21 protein-coding genes are annotated in these 20,195 nt (G+C 43.5%); 8 read left to right on the top strand and 13 right to left on the bottom strand.

Translation table 11 applies throughout. The features are described 5' to 3' along the window. Positions 1-107 precede the first annotated feature (107 nt). Complete coding sequence (locus AC1HDP_RS05355; protein ID WP_479637946.1) at positions 108-551, top strand: PliI family lysozyme inhibitor of I-type lysozyme; 444 nt, start codon at positions 108-110, stop codon at positions 549-551. A 73-nt stretch (positions 552-624) separates the two neighbouring features. Here the strand turns inward: AC1HDP_RS05355 and AC1HDP_RS05350 are convergent, their stop codons facing one another. After that, a complete protein-coding gene (locus tag AC1HDP_RS05350; RefSeq protein WP_479637945.1) occupies positions 625-975 on the bottom strand; it encodes a hypothetical protein in 351 nt (116 codons plus the stop codon). Positions 976-1,222: 247 nt separating this feature from the next. After that, positions 1,223-2,254, bottom strand: a complete 1,032-nt coding sequence (locus AC1HDP_RS05345) for a Leu/Phe/Val dehydrogenase (RefSeq protein WP_140932827.1) — start codon at positions 2,252-2,254, stop codon at positions 1,223-1,225. Positions 2,255-2,530: 276 nt separating this feature from the next. Between AC1HDP_RS05345 and AC1HDP_RS05340 the strand changes: the two genes are divergently transcribed. After that, positions 2,531-2,980 carry a DUF4826 family protein gene (locus tag AC1HDP_RS05340; protein ID WP_479637944.1) on the top strand — a complete coding sequence of 150 codons (450 nt, stop codon included), beginning with the start codon at positions 2,531-2,533 and terminating at the stop codon, positions 2,978-2,980. Positions 2,981-3,106: 126 nt separating this feature from the next. Here AC1HDP_RS05340 and AC1HDP_RS05335 read toward each other — a convergent pair whose 3' ends face one another. The 6 genes from AC1HDP_RS05335 to AC1HDP_RS05310 all read right to left on the bottom strand — a co-directional run bounded on the left by AC1HDP_RS05335 (position 3,107) and on the right by AC1HDP_RS05310 (position 8,896). Continuing rightward, on the bottom strand, positions 3,107-4,237 hold the full coding sequence (locus AC1HDP_RS05335) for a ribosomal protein uL16 3-hydroxylase (protein WP_479637943.1): 1,131 nt from the start codon (positions 4,235-4,237) through the stop codon (positions 3,107-3,109). Between the two features lie 92 nt (positions 4,238-4,329). Further along, a complete protein-coding gene (gene purB, locus AC1HDP_RS05330) occupies positions 4,330-5,697 on the bottom strand; it encodes an adenylosuccinate lyase (protein ID WP_479637942.1) in 1,368 nt (455 codons plus the stop codon). A gap of 30 nt (positions 5,698-5,727) precedes the next feature. Beyond that, positions 5,728-6,345 (bottom strand): high frequency lysogenization protein HflD, encoded by a 618-nt coding sequence (gene hflD, locus AC1HDP_RS05325; protein ID WP_140932823.1) that lies wholly within the window; start codon positions 6,343-6,345, stop codon positions 5,728-5,730. A 6-nt stretch (positions 6,346-6,351) separates the two neighbouring features. After that, on the bottom strand, positions 6,352-7,464 hold the full coding sequence (gene mnmA, locus AC1HDP_RS05320) for a tRNA 2-thiouridine(34) synthase MnmA (RefSeq protein WP_479637941.1): 1,113 nt from the start codon (positions 7,462-7,464) through the stop codon (positions 6,352-6,354). A gap of 256 nt (positions 7,465-7,720) precedes the next feature. After that, entirely contained in the window at positions 7,721-8,176 is a 456-nt protein-coding gene (locus AC1HDP_RS05315) for an NUDIX hydrolase (RefSeq protein WP_479637940.1), read from the bottom strand. A gap of 3 nt (positions 8,177-8,179) precedes the next feature. Next, entirely contained in the window at positions 8,180-8,896 is a 717-nt protein-coding gene (locus tag AC1HDP_RS05310) for a pseudouridine synthase (protein WP_479637939.1), read from the bottom strand. Positions 8,897-9,136: 240 nt separating this feature from the next. Here AC1HDP_RS05310 and AC1HDP_RS05305 point away from each other — a divergent pair, with 240 nt between their 5' ends. Beyond that, positions 9,137-11,359 carry an NADP-dependent isocitrate dehydrogenase gene (locus AC1HDP_RS05305; protein ID WP_479637938.1) on the top strand — a complete coding sequence of 741 codons (2,223 nt, stop codon included), beginning with the start codon at positions 9,137-9,139 and terminating at the stop codon, positions 11,357-11,359. A gap of 81 nt (positions 11,360-11,440) precedes the next feature. Here AC1HDP_RS05305 and cspD read toward each other — a convergent pair whose 3' ends face one another. After that, positions 11,441-11,647 carry a cold shock domain-containing protein CspD gene (gene cspD / locus AC1HDP_RS05300; protein WP_140932819.1) on the bottom strand — a complete coding sequence of 69 codons (207 nt, stop codon included), beginning with the start codon at positions 11,645-11,647 and terminating at the stop codon, positions 11,441-11,443. Positions 11,648-11,840: 193 nt separating this feature from the next. Here cspD and clpS point away from each other — a divergent pair, with 193 nt between their 5' ends. Together clpS and clpA are read left to right on the top strand one after the other, a co-directional pair. Continuing rightward, positions 11,841-12,149: an ATP-dependent Clp protease adapter ClpS gene (gene clpS, locus AC1HDP_RS05295; RefSeq protein WP_140932818.1), complete on the top strand. Its 309-nt coding sequence runs from the start codon at positions 11,841-11,843 to the stop codon at positions 12,147-12,149. A 47-nt stretch (positions 12,150-12,196) separates the two neighbouring features. After that, positions 12,197-14,455 (top strand): ATP-dependent Clp protease ATP-binding subunit ClpA, encoded by a 2,259-nt coding sequence (gene clpA, locus AC1HDP_RS05290; protein WP_479637937.1) that lies wholly within the window; start codon positions 12,197-12,199, stop codon positions 14,453-14,455. 205 nt (positions 14,456-14,660) lie between these two features. Here clpA and infA read toward each other — a convergent pair whose 3' ends face one another. The 3 genes from infA to aat form a co-directional block, all read right to left on the bottom strand. Then, positions 14,661-14,879, bottom strand: a complete 219-nt coding sequence (gene infA, locus AC1HDP_RS05285; RefSeq protein WP_026959988.1) for a translation initiation factor IF-1 — start codon at positions 14,877-14,879, stop codon at positions 14,661-14,663. 116 nt (positions 14,880-14,995) lie between these two features. Then, positions 14,996-15,703, bottom strand: a complete 708-nt coding sequence (locus AC1HDP_RS05280; RefSeq protein WP_479637936.1) for an arginyltransferase — start codon at positions 15,701-15,703, stop codon at positions 14,996-14,998. Next, entirely contained in the window at positions 15,693-16,403 is a 711-nt protein-coding gene (aat, locus tag AC1HDP_RS05275; protein WP_479637935.1) for a leucyl/phenylalanyl-tRNA--protein transferase, read from the bottom strand. Before aat ends, AC1HDP_RS05280 begins: the two co-directional genes overlap by 11 nt. 53 nt (positions 16,404-16,456) lie before the next feature. Between aat and AC1HDP_RS05270 the strand changes: the two genes are divergently transcribed. Together AC1HDP_RS05270 and AC1HDP_RS05265 are read left to right on the top strand one after the other, a co-directional pair. Then, the gene (locus AC1HDP_RS05270) at positions 16,457-16,924 is read left to right on the top strand and encodes an outer membrane lipoprotein (RefSeq protein WP_479637934.1); all 468 of its coding nucleotides are present in this window, start codon (positions 16,457-16,459) and stop codon (positions 16,922-16,924) included. A 223-nt stretch (positions 16,925-17,147) separates the two neighbouring features. Then, entirely contained in the window at positions 17,148-17,900 is a 753-nt protein-coding gene (locus AC1HDP_RS05265) for a Nif3-like dinuclear metal center hexameric protein (protein ID WP_479637933.1), read from the top strand. Positions 17,901-17,923: 23 nt separating this feature from the next. Here AC1HDP_RS05265 and AC1HDP_RS05260 read toward each other — a convergent pair whose 3' ends face one another. Next, positions 17,924-19,453 carry a DUF3612 domain-containing protein gene (locus tag AC1HDP_RS05260; RefSeq protein WP_479637932.1) on the bottom strand — a complete coding sequence of 510 codons (1,530 nt, stop codon included), beginning with the start codon at positions 19,451-19,453 and terminating at the stop codon, positions 17,924-17,926. A gap of 125 nt (positions 19,454-19,578) precedes the next feature. Between AC1HDP_RS05260 and AC1HDP_RS05255 the strand changes: the two genes are divergently transcribed. Further along, entirely contained in the window at positions 19,579-20,079 is a 501-nt protein-coding gene (locus AC1HDP_RS05255) for an aldolase/citrate lyase/malate synthase family protein (protein WP_479637931.1), read from the top strand. Positions 20,080-20,195: the final 116 nt, after the last annotated feature.

Here is a 20,195-nt window from a genome sequence, read left to right as displayed (position 1 = left end):
CGTTTTTATCTATCGCTATGATTAGTTGAGCTTCTGCTTTGTCACCTTTACTTCTTTATCGCCTAAGCTTTATTTCAATCATTTCACTATCAACATGGACGTCGATTATGTTATCTCTCTGCAAAATAGAACCTGCTCGTAAAGTATCTCCTATTTCTTCATCAATTCGGGGAGTGTTTTTTGGCTTGATTACTGTGTTGAGCGTCGCACCTTTAGCGGCAACAGACGTAAGCGACACACCTTGTGAGTCAAATACTGAAGCGGCTTTTTTTTCTCAATCTATGCCGCTGAATAATGGTATGAGTGTGGTGGTCAGTGAAGGTCAGTATGAGCCTCGCTCGATTGGAACTATGACTGTGATTTTATATCAAGATCTTAATGTCGGTGACTTAGCATCTGGGCTGGTGATTAGCCGCGATGGCTTCATTACTAAAACGGCCCTTAATGCTGCCCGGTCACAATTAACTATTACAACGTCTACGGCGGGTAGTGGTGACTACAGTCAAGCCTACCAAGTATGTATTGATGGTAAGCAGCTTAAGCTATGTTAAACCACTAAACCACTAAACCACTAAACCACTAAACCACTTCCACAAGATGGCAAGTGGCATAGCAAATTTAATATCATGGCATGAGTGACATCATGGTCAACAGTACGAGTAATGAGCTGATGACCATGACTTGTTTGGTTTGCTTTTGACTCATTTTAAGATGCTCAGCACTTGGGAGTAAGCTAGTTAATAAATGTTGGTTTTTATAAATCCGGCAACGCAATTGCTGGCTAACGGGGTCAAGGTGTAAGGTCAATGAGCATTGTTGGCCGTTTAAGAGTTCAAAATTGTGTTGGCTTTGGTCCGTGAAATTAAATTTTGATGAGACTACTTTGCCATTAAGCAGTACTCTTTCAAGTCCACACCAATTGCTAGCCTCAATTTTCAGTGCTTGTTGATTGATAAAATAATCAAAGTAAACCATACACAATCCTTAGCTTTTAGGTATTGATTTAATTCAAGCAAAGACTTCAGTCGGTCGCCATGATTGTGAAATATTTATTCTGAAGCGGCACTAGGGCAATGTTGATAGAACCACTATGGCTGTGTGTTGTGGCAAGCTAGACATAAAAAAGGCCATAGGTTTACTATGGCCATCATCGAAGCGCTAGATAGTGTTTTTAACTTAAATGACTAGAAAGTTAAAGACTATTAATTACTCGCGCTAACACTTAAGCGGCGGCGTTAATGATTTTACGTGCCATCTCATCGGCTACAGAATTAGTAGTACGGTTTTGTGCGTCAGCTTGAACGAAAATAGTTTCTAGGGTTTGATAAATCTGCTTCACTTTTTCCGTTGATAGCGCGGCATCATAGTTATTTTCAAAGGAGACGTTAATAATCCCGCCAGCATTAATTACATAATCTGGAGCATAAAGAATACCCATAGCTTTTAACTGTTCACCATGGCGTAATTCAGCCAATTGATTATTGGCGCAACCTGCCACAATTCCGGCTTTCAACAATGGCAGGGTCGTATCATTTAGAGTGGCACCTAGCGCGCAGGGTGAATACACATCCACTTCTTGATGATAGATATCTTGCGGAGCGACAACTTTAGCGTCAAATTCTGCTGCTACTTGCGCTAGCGCGGCTTGATTGATATCTGTCACAATCAGTTTGGCGCCTTCGTTATGCAGATAGCGACACAGATGGTATCCCACATGACCTATGCCTTGGACTGAAATCTTAAGTCCAGCCAAGCTATCGGAACCATTTCTATGCTTGTTGGCCGCCTTAATGCCTAAATAAGTGCCAAGTGCAGTAAAGGGGGAGGGGTCACCACTTTTACCTTCTAATCCAGCTACATAGGGTGTTTCTTGACGGGCAATCATAATATCTTTAGGGCTAACACCAACATCTTCAGCTGAATAATATTGGCCACCTAAGCTATGAACAAAACGCCCAAAAGCCTTAAATAGGGCTTCACGGTCGGTGATCTTAGGGTTAGCGATAATGACAGATTTACCGCCACCCATAGCCAATCCGGCCAAGGCATTTTTATAGGTCATGCCACGGGAAAGACGCAAGACATCATTAAGGGCGTCATCATCGTTTTGATAGTTCCACATTCTACAGCCACCAAAGGCTGGACCAAGATTAGTGTTATGAACGGCAATAATGGCTTTTAAGCCACTGGCTTGGTCGTGACAGAAAACGACTTCTTTATGATCATCATAAGAAACATGATTAAAAACAGCCACTGATAATACCCCTGTGGTGAAATGCCTACAGATAGACGATTGTTGTGAATTTGCTTAACGATAACATTTTGCTAATGTCGCACCAAGCCCAAAGATAACTGGTTGGCACTTTTTGCGGCAACTTTATTTGCCATATTTATACAGCATTAACAACTTCATCAATGACTTGATTACTTACGCGATTAAATGAGGTTTGCTTGTGTCTGTTTTGTTGCGGCAGGCGCTGGCTTGAGGCAGTATGTTGTTATCAAAATAAAAAGCAGTAAGGAATGTGTGATGACTGATAAATCTGCAGTGCCGGAAACATTAACGCCTGAGCAACAACAAGCGTTAGAGCAACAGCGTGAAATTTGGATCCGTGAACAATTTCAAAAGGCCAATCGATTTTTAGCCGAAAAAGGCATTATTCCGGGTAAGGTACTGGTCGATCAGAGTCGCTACCTTGCGCCTTATGTTGCTGTATGGAAAATGGAAACCTCTAAACCGGCTAAAAAAACCTACTGGGTTATTTCTGGTGACTTACCTACGGATGTGGTTGAAGTTGGCGCAGCGGCCAATCCCCGCGAAGTGCTACGTCATTTTTCACTCAATTGGCAATTAAAGGCTGAGAATCTCATTCGCTCGGGCGCTGTGCGCGATAAAACCCAAGCTAAATTTGCCAACTTATTGATTTCAAGAGCCCAGAGCTTATATCTGATGCAAAACGATGAGGCCTTATGGGCTTAGCCTATTGCTTTATATAACAAAAAAGACAGAAGCTTAGGCTTCTGTCTTTTTATGTAGGTTGGCAGTGATGCTGATCTCAATGGGTCTGCATTGCGTTAACAGCAAGCGTTAGCATCCACCATGTTATTATTCAGTCAAATAATAATAGCCAGCGTTTATCCAAGATAATAATAAGGCTTTAATCGCATCTTGCTCACACAGTAAGGTCAGTTGCTCAGCGCTTAAACAGCGAGCTTCGGCCAATTGACTCAATTGCTCTGGAGTCGCTTGTGGCAATGGGAAAATATCGCCGTTGGCAAACAGTCGCAACTGATTATCATGTTCAAGCAATAATACCTTTAAGCCACCAATGCGCTGCAGCGTTGCACCATCTGCGATGGCATCATCTAGTTCATCTTCAGTGAGTTCAGGCTCCATCTCGTTAATATCAAGATCAAAACGGCTTTGGCTAAGTAAGCGTCCAAGCACTGACTGATATTGACGCGGATCGGTTGCTAAATCAGCAACTAGTTGCATGATCCCCTGTTGCTGCTGCTCGCTTAAGATTGCGGCTGGTAAGGTTTCACTTTTTGACACAAAGCGCTGCTGGCCTAAATGGTTATCAAGCATATAGTCCGCGAGTTCACCTAACAATTCTTGCTGTGATGGCGCTCTAAAGCCCATGGAGTAGCTCATGGATGGCTCGAGGGTGAAACCACGATGCGGGAATCCTGGTGGAATGTATAAAATATCTCCAGGAGCCAACACTGTATCTATGATAGGCTCAAAATCTTCAATCAATGGGCTGTTGGCATCATTGTTGCGTTGTTGATATTGACCTAAAGGACCTACGGTCCAACGACGGCTGCCACTGCCTTGAATGATGAATACATCATAATTATCAATATGTGGACCAACCCCGCCGCCTGGCATAGCAAATGACACCATCAGATCGTCAAAGCGCCAATCAGGCAGGAAACGGAAACTGTCGCAAAACGGGTGAGTTTGCTCTGCAAAATGATTAACCGCTTGCACCAATAACTGCCAATTTTGCTCGCCTAACTGGCTAAAGTCAGTGATAGGACCTTGCTGTATGCGCCAATTGTCACCTTCGGTAAACACAAGTCGTGAGCTAATTTCTTCTTCCATCGCTAAACCAGCCAGTTCATCGGCCTCGATGGGATCAACAAAGTTAGTAAACCCTTGGCGAATGACCGTAGGTTGTTGTTGCCAGTATTGACTCAGGAAGTCAGCTTTATCGAGATGGAGTTGATACATAGATGGATTTACCAATACAAGAGGCCAAGAACTGGCACTGAAAAACATAAACGGCAACCCTAAGGTTGCCGCCAATGGGTTAGGACACTCTATTATAGCTCGTCAACAAATTGTGCTGCACGGCCAATATAGTTTGCGGGTGTCATCGCTTTTAATTCAACTTTAACCGCGTCAGGCAGATTTAAGCCATCGATAAATTGAGCCAGTTGCTCAGCATCAATACGCTTACCACGAGTCAACTCTTTCAGTTTTTCATATGGCTTCTCAATGCCATAACGACGCATTACTGTTTGTACTGGTTCAGCCAATACTTCCCAGTTATGGTCTAACTCGTTACGCAGGTTCGCTTCATTGACTTCAAGCTTGCTCATGCCTTTTAGCGTTGATTGATAAGCAATCAACGCATGGGCAATACCTACGCCTAAATTACGTAAGACAGTTGAGTCAGTTAAATCGCGTTGCCAGCGTGACAGCGGTAACTTAGCGGCTAAATGCTGCATAATGGCATTGGCGATACCTAAGTTACCTTCTGAGTTTTCAAAGTCGATTGGGTTAACTTTATGCGGCATGGTTGATGAGCCAATTTCACCAGCAATGGTTTTTTGCTTGAAGTGACCCAGAGCAATATAACCCCAAATATCGCGATCAAAGTCGATTAAGATGGTGTTAAAGCGCGCGATAGCATCAAACAACTCAGCAATGTAATCATGCGGCTCAATTTGAGTGGTATAAGCATTCCAATGCAAGCCTAAGCTGGTAACAAAGCGCTCTGACAGTTCATGCCAGTTTACTTCTGGGTATGCTGAAATGTGGGCGTTGTAGTTACCTACGGCACCATTAATTTTACCCATGATTTCAACGGCTTTAATTTGCTTCACTTGACGCTCTAACCGCACTGCCACGTTAGCCATTTCTTTGCCCAATGTCGATGGGGTCGCTGGCTGGCCATGGGTGCGCGACATTAATGGCACGTCACGATAGTCTTTGGCTAACTTCTTGATACCGACAACTAATTGTTGGCAATAAGGCAGAACAATTTGCTCGCGGGCTTCAGTTAACATTAAGCCGTGAGATAAGTTGTTAATGTCTTCAGAGGTACAAGCAAAGTGAACGAATTCGTCTATGGCGACTAATTCAGCGTTGCCTGCGATTTTTTCTTTAATGAAATATTCAACCGCTTTAACGTCATGGTTAGTCGTGGCTTCAATGGCTTTCACGCGCAGCGCATCAGCTTCATTAAAGTTATCTTTAATCGCATCTAACAGGGATAACGCGGTTTCACTGAACGGCGGAACTTCGGTGATTTCTGGGCAGCTTGATAACAGCTTTAACCAGTTGATTTCAACTTGAACACGGTATTTGGTCAAACCGAACTCGCTGAAAATCCCTCTAAGTGAGGCGGTTTTACTACCATAACGACCGTCTACAGGGGAGATAGCAGTTAGTGCGGATAGTTCCATGAAAAGCTCCTTGGTGAACCTAAATAAACATTAAAGGGAAAGAGATTGGGTTGCCGCATTAACCATCGCTTTGCGGGCAAATACTAGATGGCGACGTTTGCCACCTAGTTGTCGCCATAACACAGCGCTACGCATAGCTGACAAGAGTAGGGCACGAATTTTCTGTTGCACCAAGGGACGCTGCAGACAGTTAGGGTTACCTGTTATTTGTATTTTAGGCCCTAATTCGCTGATGATATCACTGTAAATCGAGGCTAAATTGGCAATAACCTGCTCATCAGTAATAGCAAAATGGTGAAGTTGTCTTCCGACTTGATTAATCCGCTCGGCCAACATGCCTAAGGCTTTTGGATTGCGGCTTAATTTTCGCTCTAATGCCAAAATGCCGATTAAATAGCGTGTAAGCTCGACATCTTTATTGCCTTGCTCACCTAATTGGCTCTGAATGAGCTGCATGCCACGGCGTTGAGAAAATTTATCGGGATAGACATCGGCCACCGACTCTGGGTTGGTGACCAAAATGCTGTTGAGGCTGGCGGCCAACATCTCTTTATCGGATTCACCGTGGCGAGATAAGTGTTGAACTTCTGCGACCGCTTGAAGCAGGCCCGCAAAGGCCTGAATACGTTCCATGATGGCGTCACTCACTGTGATTTATTCTTTAATTAACGCGTCAATAATGCCGCCACCAAGACAAACTTCGCCATCATAAAACACAGCAGATTGGCCTGGGGTAACGGCACTCACTGGGAGGTCGAAACGAACGCTAATGCGGCCTTCATCCAATATATGTACTTGGCAAGCCACATCTTGCTGGCGATAACGGGTCTTAACGCTAATACGCGCACCATCGCTAGGACCTTTGCTATCGACCCAATGCAGTTGGTTGACTTCCATACCAACAGACATCAGACGCGGATGTTCATGGCCTTGGCCTATGATTAACACATTGCGCTCAACATCTTTATCGACCACATACCAAGGGTCATCATTGCTGTTTTTCATGCCGCCAATGCCTAAGCCTTTACGCTGGCCTAAGGTGTGGTACATCAAGCCTTCATGGCGACCAATGACTTCGCCTTCTGGGGTTTCAATGTTGCCTGGTTGGGCTGGAAGGTAAGTCGCTAAAAAATCTTTAAACTTACGTTCACCAATAAAACAAATACCCGTACTGTCTTTCTTATTGGCAGTAATTAGGCCTTGTTCTTCAGCGATACGGCGTACTTCAGGCTTTTCCAATTCCCCCACAGGGAATAAGCTGCGAGCGACTTGCTGCTCGCTTAAGGTATATAGGAAATAGCTTTGATCTTTATTGCCATCAACACCACGCAACATCTGGGTATGACCTTGGCTATCATGGCGGCGCACATAGTGACCCATGGCAATATAATCGGCATCGAGAATATCATCAGCAAACTCTAAGAATGCTTTAAATTTGATTTCTTTATTGCACATGATATCGGGATTAGGCGTACGACCCGCCTTGTATTCTTGAAGAAAATATTCAAAAACATTGTCCCAATATTCAGCGGCAAAGTTGACGGTATGAAGCTTAATACCAAGTTTGTCACACACGGCCTGCGCATCTTTAAGATCGTCAGTGGCGGCGCAATAGTCATCGGTGTCGTCTTCTTCCCAGTTCTTCATAAACAGGCCTTCGACATCATAACCCTGTTGCTGCAGAAGATAGGCAGATACCGATGAGTCAACACCGCCGGACATACCGACAATGACTTTAAGGGGTTTTGTTGAAGTGCTTTCTGTCATGAAATCAAACCTGAAAAATAAATCAATAAACAAAGTTTAGTGGCATTAATCTTAGCGCTAGTGCTTACGTTTACGGTGAAACTTAAGCCTTATTGACTGGCGCAAATGAGTGGTTAAAGCCAATAAAAACGGTGGCATATTCTAGCATGCTTTGCTGGCAACGGCTATTGCGAGCTGTTCTGATATCCGAGCTCAGTGTTCGGGCAATATCTTTGGCGCTAAGTGTTGGCTGTTAAACATGATGTGGACATAAGGGTTAGATTAAGTCATCACAGTTAAGGAGCGATAAGTCGATGTGTTGCCCTTGGCGAAAATCATCGATGGATTTGAGTACTAAGGGACTACGCAGCTTATCCTTAAGTGCCACTATGCTGGCATAATCAAGCCAATGGGCGGCGCGAATTTGTGAGTCTTGCGGCGCAGGCACTGTCATCTCAGTGAGTTCAAGCGCAAAAGTAAAGCGCAAAAAAGCAAGTTCAGGACTGGCACTGAACTGATAAATACCGACTAAATGACTTGGACTAATCTTAAGCCCCGTTTCTTCAAACACTTCGCGGCAACAGGCCTGCTCTAGATTCTCATGAGCTTCAAGGTGGCCTGCGGGTTGATTAAATCGCTGCTCGCCATCAATTATTTCTTCTACGACTAAATAGTGCTGCTGGCAATAAATGACGCAGGCAACCGTCACATTGGGGCGATAGCGTTCTGTCATGAGTTAACCTTTAACGTTGGCATTAATGTTAATGCCCACATCAGTGTCGTTATGAGTTAAGACGCGAAATTCGCCGTTAGCTAAATCCTGTAAATGATATTCACCAATGGCAGCTCGAATCAGCCTTAATGTCGGGAACCCTACATGTGCCGTCATACGGCGGACTTGGCGGTTGCGACCTTCACAAATTTTAATTTCCAGCCATCGAGTGGGGATGGCTTTGCGCTCTCTCACCGCGGGTGTTCTTGGCCAGATATTAGGTTCTGCTATCAGCTTAACTTTGGCAGGTAAGGTCATGCCATCTTTAAGTTCAACGCCCTGACACAAAGCGTTAATCGCATCATCAGTAGGTTCACCTTCAACCTGTACCCAATAAGTTTTCCATGTTTTTTTATTGGGTTGGGTGAGTTTTGCCTGTAGTAGCCCATCATTGGTGAGTAATAATAAGCCTTCACTGTCTCTATCGAGTCGCCCAGCCGCATAGACATCAGCAATATCAATATAATCTTTTAATGTTTTTCGGCCGTTTTCATCGGTAAATTGGCAAAGTACATCAAAGGGTTTATTGAATAACACTATGATGGGATTGGCCGCCCGTGGCCGCCGCGGTTTTTTAGCCGTAGCGCGCGCTTTACCCGCGCTTGTTGTCGTCAAGGATCGTTTAGTCGACTGAGTTGCGGGCTTATTGATGCGTTTTTTCCAAGAGTTTGAGACTGTCACTGCGATTTATCGTCATTCGGTTTGTTAATAGTTTACTTGTGATTGATGATGAGTGGAATTTGAATCTTGCCTTGAATGCTCTATGATGTGGGCTGTAATTGTGACTTTAGTTGATATTTAATGTTTTTTGTGAAGTAACGTTGGGCGGTTGGTTGGCAATGAGTGTCAAACGTAAAGAAAGCTAACAAGTGCTTTATGTGGCCGCCCTCAGGAAATCATTATAATAAAGTAGGACGTAAAATGGACGTAACAAGACCGACAATCATCTATACCCAGACCGATGAAGCTCCAGCATTAGCGACATATTCATTACTCCCGATTATTCAATCGTTTGCTCATAAAGCCGGTGTTCACATTGAGACTCGCGATATTTCCTTATCTGGTCGGATTATTGCTAATTTTGCTGAGTATTTATCGCCAGAGCAGCAAATCCCTGATGATTTAGCCCTGTTAGGAGAATTAGCGACGTTACCGCAAGCCAATATCATCAAGCTGCCCAACATCAGTGCTTCTGAACCACAATTAAAAGCCTGCATTAAAGAATTACAACAACAAGGCTATCCATTACCTGATTATCCTGATGATCCGCAAGATGCCAAGCAACAAGCCATCAAGATAACCTATGACAAGATTAAAGGCAGTGCGGTTAATCCCGTATTGCGTGAAGGCAATTCTGATCGCCGCGCGCCTTTGTCTGTAAAAAATTATGCGCGCAAACATCCGCATAGCATGGGCGCATGGCAATCAACATCCGCGACTCATGTGGCTCATATGCAGTCTGGCGATTTTTATGGCAGTGAGCAATCAGTCACTCTTGCCAAGGATGATTCAGTTTCAATTATTTTTGAACACCAAGGCAAGCAGCAACCCTTGCGTGCGCCAGTAAAGGTGCTTGCTGGCGAAATCATTGATGCCGCGGTGATGAGTAAGCGTGAGTTAATCGCGTTTTATCAGCAAGAAATCGCCAAGGCTAAAGAGCAAGATGTGTTGTTATCTTTGCATCTTAAAGCGACCATGATGAAAGTATCTGACCCAATATTCTTTGGTCATGCGGTGTCGGTATTTTATCAAGAGGTACTGACCAAGTACGCCGGTGTGATTGAGCAGCTTGGCGTTGATGTTAACAACGGCATTGGTGACTTATATAGCAAGTTAGAAACCTTAGACACAGAAACCAAAAACGCTATTTTGACCGATTTAGCTGAGGTTTATCGCAAGCAGCCTGCGCTTGCTATGGTTAATTCCGATAAAGGTATTACCAACTTGCATGTACCTAGTGATGTGATTATCGATGCCTCTATGCCAGCGATGATCCGCACTTCTGGTCAAATGTGGGGCCCTGATGGTCAACCAAAAGACACTAAAGCTATGGTCCCAGATCGCTGTTATGCCGGTGTTTATCAAGCCACCATAGATTTTTGTAAGCAGCATGGCGCCTTTGATCCTCGTACTATGGGCAGTGTGCCAAACGTGGGCTTAATGGCACAAAAAGCGGAAGAATATGGTAGCCATGATAAAACCTTTGAAATGCAATCCGCGGGTGTGGTTAAAGTGATTGATAGTCAAGGGCAAGTGCTTATGCAACATAGTGTTGACACTGGTGATGTATGGCGCATGTGTCAGGTAAAAGACGCTCCTATTCGAGATTGGGTAAAACTTGCGGTTAACCGTGCGCGCTTGTCACAAACTCCCGCGATTTTCTGGTTAGACAGTGAACGTGCTCATGATAGTCAGTTGATTGTAAAGGTTGAGAAATACCTTAAAGAGCACGACACCAAAGGGCTAGATATCAAAATTCTAGCGCCAGTGGCGGCGACTTTGCAGACCTTAGCACGAATTAGAGAGGGTTTAGACACCATTTCAGTGACTGGCAACGTGTTACGTGACTATCTCACCGATTTGTTCCCCATTTTAGAACTAGGCACCAGTGCTAAAATGCTGTCTATTGTGCCGTTAATGAATGGTGGCGGTCTGTTTGAAACTGGTGCTGGTGGCAGCGCGCCTAAACATGTTGAGCAGTTAGTGCAAGACAACCATTTACGCTGGGATTCGCTCGGGGAGTTTTTAGCGTTAGCAGCCTCATTAGAGCATTTAGGTCAAACCACAGATAACCCTTCGGCGCTGATTATGGCAAAAGCGCTCGACATAGCTATCGGCCGTTTCCTTGAACAAAATAAGTCACCTACGCGCAGAGTCGGTGATATTGATAATCGCGGCAGTCATTTTTATCTTGCTATGTATTGGGCGCAGGCCATGGCTCAACAAACGGATGATACTGATTTAGCCAGTGATTTTAATGTGTTAAGCCAAGCGTTAGTGGATAATGAAGTGGCGATTGTTGAGCAGCTTAATAGTGTTCAGGGCAAAACCGTAGATTTAGGGGGTTATTATCGTCTTGATGATAATAAAGCCAATGCTGTGATGCGCCCTAGTGCTATTCTCAATCAACTATTATCTATTTGATTGATTTAAAATAATAAAAAAGGCAGGAATAACCTGCCTTTTTTATCTGTTCATTCCTCAGTGAAGAGGAAGCACCTATGCTTATAATACAGGTGATATTGCTGAAGCATGCATGCCTTTTGGGCCTTGCTCCACTTCAAACTCAACCGGTTGGCCTGCTTTTAGAGTTCTATAGCCTTCCATAGTGATTGTTGAGTAATGCGCAAATACATCTTCACCGCCTGCGTCCGGACAAATAAACCCGAATCCTTTGGCGTTGTTGAACCATTTAACAGTTCCGCTAGCCATACTTCCACTTCCTTCTATTGTCTACTTCCCAGTAAAATAGTAAAACCTAGTAAGCGGTTCCTTTTTCTCCGCCTAAGTAACAGAATGAAAGCAGGCCTGTTGGATGTCAAGCAAAAGTTAACAATTGGGTAACAACTGTTTTATTTCTATTTATCAATTGGTCGCAACCAATTTTAGAGGCTAATATTGCAATATGGGAAAAGTTGGAAATATTGAAAAGCTTCAGGAACTTCAAATAGCTGAAGTTACACCACCTTCTATGTATTTGGTGATCCTGAATAATGATGATTACACTCCAATGGATTTTGTCATTGAGGTGTTGAAGTTGTTTTTTAACCTAACTGATGAAAAAGCGACAGACATTATGCTGACAGTTCATCATCAAGGGAAAGCTGTCTGTGGTATGTATCCTTTTGATATTGCGGAGACTAAAGTGATGCAAGTAAATCAATTTGCCAGAGAGAATGATCATCCGTTACTGTGTTCTTTTGAGAAAGCGTAAATCTGGTAGTCAACCGCACAAGTCTTGGCATTTTTTAGGGGGTGCGTATGCTGAACAAAGATCTTGAAGTCACCTTAAACCTGGCGTTTCAGCAAGCCAGAGATGCGCGTCATGAGTATATGACCGTAGAACATTTGTTGCTGGCATTAATTGATAATCCAGCTGCTCAAGAAGCTTTAGTCGCTTGTGGTGCTAAGCTTGATAAGTTGCGTCTTGATGTAGAGCAATTTATCCAACAAACCACTCCTCTGATCCCGCAATCAGATGCAGAAGGGCGCGAAACTCAACCAACGCTCGGTTTTCAGCGGGTACTGCAACGTGCAGTATTTCATGTGCAATCTTCTGGTCGACAAGAAGTGACTGGTGCTAACGTATTAGTCGCCATTTTTTCTGAACAAGAATCACAAGCCGTTTATCTTTTACGTCGCAGCGATATCAGTCGTCTGGATGTAGTCAATTTCCTCTCTCATGGCTTTAACAAGCAAGATGAAAACATGAATTTTGATGAAGAACCAGCCAGTGAAGAAAAATCGGAAGAGTCTGAAGATAACAGTATGTTGTCGCAGTTTGCTAGCAATCTGAATGCAGCGGTGTTAGCGGGTAGTATCGATCCCTTGATTGGTCGCGATCTGGAGATTGAACGCACGATTCAAATTTTATGCCGCCGCCGTAAAAATAATCCACTGTTAGTGGGTGAAGCCGGAGTGGGTAAAACGGCGATTGCTGAGGGCTTGGCGTATCAGATAGTCAATAAGAACGTGCCAGATATTATGGCAAAGGCTACTGTGTATTCGCTAGATCTTGGTGCGTTACTCGCGGGTACCAAGTACCGCGGTGATTTTGAAAAACGCTTTAAAAGTTTATTAAAAGAATTAATGGCTGATAAACATGCCATTTTATTTATCGATGAAATTCATACCATTATAGGTGCAGGAGCCGCATCTGGTGGCGTAATGGATGCCTCTAATTTACTTAAACCGTTGTTATCGGGTGGTAAACTTCGCTGTATGGGCTCGACCACTTTTCAGGAATATCAAAGTATTTTTGAAAAGGATAGGGCTCTGGCTAGACGCTTCCAAAAAATTGATGTTAATGAACCAAGCATTAGTGAAACCACGCGGATTTTACAAGGCCTTAAAAGTAAGTATGAAGAGCATCATGGTGTGCGTTATACCCACGCCGCGTTGGTGAGTGCCGCTACCTTATCAGCTAAGCATATTAATGACCGTCATTTACCGGATAAAGCCATTGATGTGATAGATGAAGCGGGCGCTAGAATGGTGATGCTGCCATTGAGTAAACGTAAGAAGACGATTGGACAGGCCGAGATTGAATATATAATTTCGCGCATGGCCAGAATTCCTGAAAAATCGGTTTCAATGTCTGATAAAGAAATGCTGAAGAATCTTGAGCGAAATCTCAAGATGGTAGTATTTGGTCAAGATAAGGCGATTGAAACGTTAAGTGCTTCTATTCGTCTCTCTCGCAGCGGTTTAGGACACGAAAATAAACCTGTCGGCAGCTTTTTATTTGCCGGTCCCACAGGCGTTGGTAAGACGGAAGTCACCAATCAGTTAGGCAAGTGCTTAAATCTGAAGGTTATCCGTTTTGATATGTCAGAATATATGGAATCCCATGCGGTATCACGCTTGATAGGTGCGCCTCCTGGTTATGTTGGCTTTGATCAAGGTGGTTTGCTTACTGATGCCGTGATCAAGAGTCCTCATTGTGTGATTTTGCTCGATGAAATTGAAAAGGCTCACCCGGATATTTATAACCTGCTATTACAGGTAATGGATCACGGTAAACTGACTGATAATAACGGTCGCAAAGCTGATTTTAGGCATGTGACAGTCGTCATGACCACTAACGCAGGCGTGCACGAAACCATTCGTAAATCCATTGGTTTCCAGCAACAAGATCACACTTTAGATGCGATGACTGAAATTAACCGGGTCTTTTCACCGGAATTTAGAAATAGACTTGATGCGATAGTGTGGTTTAACCATCTCGATATGGCCATCATAGCTAAAGTCGTTGATAAGTTTTTAGTGGAGTTGCAAGCACAGCTTGATGATAAACGTGTGACACTGGAAGTAACCGATGAAGCCAGAACTCTGTTAGCTGAAAAGGGATACGATAAGACCATGGGAGCTCGTCCAATGGCTCGTGTGGTCACTGAATTAATCAAGCGCCCATTAGCGGATGAGATTTTATTCGGTTCATTAGAGACCGGTGGCACCGCGTTTGTAGATGCCATCAATGGTGAGATTGTAGTAAAAGTCGAAGCCTTAGTCCCAGCATAAGATTTAGCATATGTCCCTGTATGGGCAATAGTTAGTTCACGAGTAAATACCTAGCTAATATTATAGGTAATAAAAAAGGTCGCTTCGGCGACCTTTTTTTATGACAGCGTATTTTAACAACTGTTTTACCAACCTGCTGATGCAATAAAAAAACCCGGTTTTACCGGGTTTAACAATACGATATTTCGCAGGCGTGGCGTAGAAATTAACGTGCGCGGAAGACGATACGACCTTTGCTCAGATCATATGGAGTCAACTGAACGGTAACTTTGTCGCCGGTCAGGATGCGGATGTAGTTTTTGCGCATTTTGCCTGAAATGTGTGCGGTCACAACATGACCATTTTCCAGTTCTACGCGGAACATTGTATTTGGCAAGGTCTCCAAAATGGTGCCTTGCATCTCAATGTTGTCTTCTTTCGCCATTAATTAATTGTCCCATAGCCTTCGAATATTAAAAACGGGCGTATCATGCCGCAAAAAGCCGCTGCTGTAAAGCGCTGCGTGAGCAGGAGAAGCCACTTGTGGCTCTCGTCGGAACATCAGATTTCTGCCGACGTCACCCATCCCTGTGTTGTCAGTATTTCATACGGACGGAATTGGCGTTTATAGCACATTTTGCGGTTAGCATCTATCTGGTAACCCAAATAAACGTAATCTTTTGCTAACTGTTTGGCCATGGCTAACTGTTTTAATATTAATAAATTTCCTGGAGATAAGGCTTCATAATCTGGATCGAAGTAGCTGTAAACCGCTGATAAACTATTCATAGTGCAATCAGTCACTGCAACCCCTATTAATTTGTCACCGTCATAGAGTTCAATGTATAACTGCTCTAACCAATTGCATATTAAAAAATCCTGATATTGCTCCAGGCTTGGAGGGAACATGGCACCATCTGCATGGCGTAAGCGGATGTATTTTTCATAGAGTGAATAATGATCATCACAAGGGGTATGCTTGATTTGCCAACTAAGGTCACTGCCTTTACGGACATTACGTTTCTGCCTCGATGATGGCGTAAATTGTTGACTATTTATTCGTATGGGTTGGCATGCGGAGCATTGAGGGCACCTTGGTTGATAGATAGATTGACCGCTGCGCCTAAAGCCTAGCGCCATCAAACGTTCATACAATTGTGGGGTGACAGACTGCTGGATAACTAATAATTGCTCTTGTTGGCTCGCTAGGTAGCTGCAGGGAAAGATTTGGCTTATGCCTATGGCAACTGTCATGGTTTCAGAGTTCAAGAGTAATCTCCTGCGGTTGCCAGCATTCTGCAGATATAGTGGTTTGCCTTAATCTATAAAGTTGCTGCAAGAATTCGGAGCGTTTAATCGTTCTTGCCCCTAAGGATTGCAGATGCGGGTTCATTACTTGCGCATCTATTAATTGGCAGTTAAAGCGCAATAGATGTTGTTGCAGTATGATTAAAGCGGCTTTTGAGGCGTTGGTTTCAGTATGAAACATAGATTCACCACAAAAAACTTGCCCGATATTAATCCCATAAAGACCACCAATTAATCTGTCTTGCTGCCAGACCTCAAATGAATGTGCACGTCCTTGATGATGCAATTGCTCATAAGCTGAAATAATCTGCTCACTTATCCAAGTTCCAGCCTGTTTAGCTCTTGGGGCTGCGCATGCGTTGATGACATCACTGAAGCTATGGTTGATGGTAAAACGCCAGGATTGTTTTTTGAGGGATTTTTTTAAACTGGCACTGATATGTATCTCGCCGGGGATAAAAATGGCTCTGGGATCGGGAGACCACCACAGGATAGGATCATCTTGATTGAACCAAGGGAAAATGCCATGGTAATAGGCGCTAAGTAAACGTTGGCAACTTAAATCTCCTCCGATAGCAAGCAAACCATTAGGTTCAGTTAATGCCCGCTCTGGAGAAGGGAAAGAGCTTAATTGATGATCAAGATAAGACAGGGTGTTCACTATTAGGTCTGCGAGCCTTGGTGACTTTATTATAAATTAGCGGAAATTAGCTTATGTTGAAACCTAGAATGTTCATTCTTTTAGTTTTATGGATGAGTTTTGCAGCATTTGGGCAAAGTGTGTACCAAAGGGATCAAGCTCTCCCAGTCAATAAAGTTGTTTACGGTGATATTCAATCTAAACGATTGATAACGCAAAGTGAGCTGGTGGAAGATAGTCACTTAGGGTGGAAAACCTTTGGTGGCGCGTTATTAGGTGGTGTTATTGGTCATCAATTTGGCGGTGGTAGCGGTCAAGATGTGGCGACTGTGTTAGGTGCATTAATTGGTGGTGGTTTAGCCAATCAGCAAAATCAGGCCTTTACGGTCTCTTATCAGCTAATTGAATTACTTATTAAGCAAGATGATGGCCAAGAAGTGATGGTCATTCAGACTCCTGACCCGGCGATGCCATTGGCTACTGGTGATAGAGTGAGAGTCGTGTATTTTCCATCCTCTGTGCGTGTAGATATCGCAATGTAATATGCACTTAGCCAAGAGAATAATCTTGCATGGAGGCCATTGATGCTGGCTATATTAATGGTTTCTTTCTTTGAAACCTGGGTCCTAGGCGATTGTGTATTTATGGATAGCGGCATTTTTCAGTCACACATTCAATAGTGGCAAGTGCAGGCTTGGCTGATGAATAATGAAACCTAGGCGTTTTATTAGTACAATAGGCTTAATGTTATTAAGGTTTATCACTATGAATCGTCAAGAGTTACTGGATTACTTACAAGACTTCCTTAGCATCAGCAATTATCAAGATTACGCGCCTAACGGTTTGCAAATCGAGGGTAAAGCGACAATCTCAAAAATCGTTACTGGTGTGACAGCATGCCAAGCGTTAATTGACGCAGCGATTGCTGAAAAGGCCGATGCGATTTTGGTCCACCATGGTTTTTTTTGGAAAGGCGAAGACCCGTGTATTGTTGGCATAAAACAAAAGCGTATACAAGGTCTGTTAAATAACAATATCAATTTATTAGCTTATCATTTGCCATTAGATGGTCATGCCACTTTGGGTAACAATGCAAGACTTGGGCAAGTGTTAGGTTTAACTAATATGGCGGCAATTAGTGGTGTTGCTCAGGGATTAGTGTGGAAAGGTGAATTGCCAAGTGCAATGTCTGCGGTCGCCTTTGGTGAGCATATTAGCGAGCGGTTAGCTAGAGCACCACTTGTGCTTGGCGATCATCAAAAAGCGATGAAAACTGTCGCTTGGTGCACTGGCGGCGCGCAAGATTATATTGATATCGCGGCACGTTTTGGCGTTGATGCATTCATCAGTGGTGAAGCATCAGAGCGCACCTTCCACACCGCCAATGAGCTCGATATCGTCTATTTTGGTGCGGGCCATCATGCCACTGAGCGTTATGGCATTGAGGCCTTAGGCGAGCATTTAGCCGCTACCTTTGGTCTTGAACATGTCTTTATTGATATCAACAACCCAGTCTAATCCATAGGCTTTCATTGCGATTGTCAGTCAGTTTGGCACTGGCTATGACCTTGATGATAGCAACTCGGTTGGCGAGGGCAGACATTACCCCTGGAACAGATTAATTTTGCAGAGGTATTTATGCCCCTTTCTATCCAGTTAATATTGAGTATCTTAGCCACTGAGGTGAGTTTGCGTTTGATGTTGGCAGGTATGGCACTCTCGCCACCACGTTCAACACATAAGCGCTGTAATTCTGCGGCCATCTCTTGGCTATCACCCGATTGCGCATCGATGGCTGGATTCAAATCAATGCCAGCGCACAATACGTGCTGATTTCCCACCATGTCTTGTACCCGTAATGACTCACAGCAATAAATTCTTGGTTTATCATCAACATTTAAAATAGAAATTTGGGCGCTTGAGCCTTTAGCTTCAGCGTTAATCATTCTAAACACTGCCCAGTGTTGGCAAGGATCGGCAACCTCTCGCATATTACCCCAAGGGAGCGGGATCCCATTGCCACGATACACAGCTTTTAATTTCCCAGGTGCATAAGCATCAAAATAATGCCAGTGAGGGTAAGGTGAGGCCACCGTCATTCGCCGCATGGCAACAGACGCTGAAACACCGATTTTTTCATGGATATTAATTTCATAGCCATGACGGTCTAGTAACTGGCGATAGGGTACTTTCGGGCATAATAATGCGCCAGCAAAGAAGCTCGATTCAAAATCTCGCCATGCTTGTAAAATGTCTTGAGCGTTAGGAGTCAATGAGGTTTGGCTATCATCATCTTCAAGTAAGTGGTTACGGCCTACATATAATACGCTTGGACTCGATTCATTGTTATGTAGCACTCTATGACCAATATGTACGGCTAAATCGTATTTAAGACGGGTTGGAAACTGTTTTAATAAAGGATTGATACATAAGGTATGAGGCGGATCAAAATAAGAGGTCATTATCTGTTGTGACCGTAGGCCTAACTCTTTGCCTAATGACTGCGAGGCATGTTCAATCCAACGAATGTTAAGTCCTTGGGCGATACAGAGCGAAAATAACTCATCAACACTTAATCCTAAATTTTTAAGTCCTATGGATTCAGCCGCTCTTTCAATATCAGGAAAGTGATTTTGATTGTGCTCTTGATGTGCACGAATTAATAGATGTGCAAATTGGCGCCCACTAATACCTGTCTGCGATAACATTTCTGGAATAGCGATTTGTAGAATGTCTTGTGAAAATAAAAAACTAGGCTCTAATGCCATGCCTGTAATACCACCTTTGCGACCCTTGTTAGGCGTGATGTCGCTGGTTTGCGGCATATCATCTAAAAACCAATGGATATCTTTTTGAAAGACGGTGGCTATCACTTCAAGCATAGCGTTGCTAGGTACTCGTTTACCGCGCTCAATCATAGACAGATAAGACACCGAAGGAGCTGCATTGGGGTTAACGCGGATACAGCGAGATGATAAGTCCTCTATGGTCAGGTGATTGCGCTTACGTAAGTTTCGAATTTTAGTTCCTAAGAAATGTGACTGACGAATCAAGCTGGTAGATGTCTTCATTTGTAAAATTCACATTGTAAAATTTTTATTGTGAAATTGTAGCGAAATTTGGCGTAGACTTCAAATTAAGCAAGCAAAAGCTCGTGTAACAATAAAATCTGGCAACTTAAGGTGAGGATATGGTCATGATAACAACAATAACTTCAGAACAAACGCAATCAAGAGTTTCATCGCGCAGCGGTCAAGCCATGTCGGTAACCCCGCAGGATAAACTTGCTCAAGCTAAGGCTTTTTTAGATGTTCATTGTCCATTAACTCGCTCAAGTCATCAGCAGGTCGTTAGCTACTTAGTTTACTATCAACACCTGTTAGCTTGTTTTGCAGACGGTAGTCACTGTGGTTTAGTCGCGCCGCAACAATTTGTAGCATTATGCGGTCATAAAGAAGCGCCTAGTGCGATTTTATTAAAGACTGGTGCCGTGCATGTTGAATTAAGTTTTGATAGTGCAGGCTTAGTGGGACAGAGCGATCTTGCTAACATCGAAGATATTCAGCTACAAACTCGAGTCGGTGAGGGCTGTGATATTTGGGTGAGCTTATTACATGGACAAACTCAGACCAAAGGTATTAAGCAGAGTGCCAAGCAATACACGGCCAAAGATGGCGAAGATTATTGTTTGCTATAACAGCTAATTTTCTTAAACATGGATGTTTGCCAGAAACTCATGGTTTAAGAGACGAAAAAATGCCAGTCGTGATGACTGGCATTGTTGTGTTTTACATTAGGATGTTAAACAGTTAG

This window comes from Shewanella sp. ISS20 (assembly GCF_056522965.1).
The sequence above is the reverse complement of the archived record's forward strand: the minus strand, read 5'-3'. Positions and strand labels throughout refer to the sequence as shown.

What these genes read in the sequence shown, in the direction of transcription:
- mnmA (WP_479637941.1), bottom strand. Translation starts at nt 7,464, where the DNA reads ATGACAGAAAGCACTTCAACAAAACCCCTTAAAGTCATTGTCGGTATG.
- clpA (WP_479637937.1), top strand. Translation starts at nt 12,197, where the DNA reads ATGCTGAACAAAGATCTTGAAGTCACCTTAAACCTGGCGTTTCAGCAA.
- cspD (WP_140932819.1), bottom strand. Translation starts at nt 11,647, where the DNA reads ATGGCTAGCGGAACTGTTAAATGGTTCAACAACGCCAAAGGATTCGGG.
- AC1HDP_RS05335 (WP_479637943.1), bottom strand. Translation starts at nt 4,237, where the DNA reads ATGTATCAACTCCATCTCGATAAAGCTGACTTCCTGAGTCAATACTGG.
- AC1HDP_RS05260 (WP_479637932.1), bottom strand. Translation starts at nt 19,453, where the DNA reads ATGAAGACATCTACCAGCTTGATTCGTCAGTCACATTTCTTAGGAACT.
- clpS (WP_140932818.1), top strand. Translation starts at nt 11,841, where the DNA reads ATGGGAAAAGTTGGAAATATTGAAAAGCTTCAGGAACTTCAAATAGCT.
- AC1HDP_RS05305 (WP_479637938.1), top strand. Translation starts at nt 9,137, where the DNA reads ATGGACGTAACAAGACCGACAATCATCTATACCCAGACCGATGAAGCT.
- AC1HDP_RS05255 (WP_479637931.1), top strand. Translation starts at nt 19,579, where the DNA reads ATGATAACAACAATAACTTCAGAACAAACGCAATCAAGAGTTTCATCG.
- infA (WP_026959988.1), bottom strand. Translation starts at nt 14,879, where the DNA reads ATGGCGAAAGAAGACAACATTGAGATGCAAGGCACCATTTTGGAGACC.
- AC1HDP_RS05355 (WP_479637946.1), top strand. Translation starts at nt 108, where the DNA reads ATGTTATCTCTCTGCAAAATAGAACCTGCTCGTAAAGTATCTCCTATT.
- AC1HDP_RS05315 (WP_479637940.1), bottom strand. Translation starts at nt 8,176, where the DNA reads ATGACAGAACGCTATCGCCCCAATGTGACGGTTGCCTGCGTCATTTAT.
- AC1HDP_RS05265 (WP_479637933.1), top strand. Translation starts at nt 17,148, where the DNA reads ATGAATCGTCAAGAGTTACTGGATTACTTACAAGACTTCCTTAGCATC.
- AC1HDP_RS05350 (WP_479637945.1), bottom strand. Translation starts at nt 975, where the DNA reads ATGGTTTACTTTGATTATTTTATCAATCAACAAGCACTGAAAATTGAG.
- AC1HDP_RS05270 (WP_479637934.1), top strand. Translation starts at nt 16,457, where the DNA reads ATGTTGAAACCTAGAATGTTCATTCTTTTAGTTTTATGGATGAGTTTT.
- purB (WP_479637942.1), bottom strand. Translation starts at nt 5,697, where the DNA reads ATGGAACTATCCGCACTAACTGCTATCTCCCCTGTAGACGGTCGTTAT.
- AC1HDP_RS05340 (WP_479637944.1), top strand. Translation starts at nt 2,531, where the DNA reads ATGACTGATAAATCTGCAGTGCCGGAAACATTAACGCCTGAGCAACAA.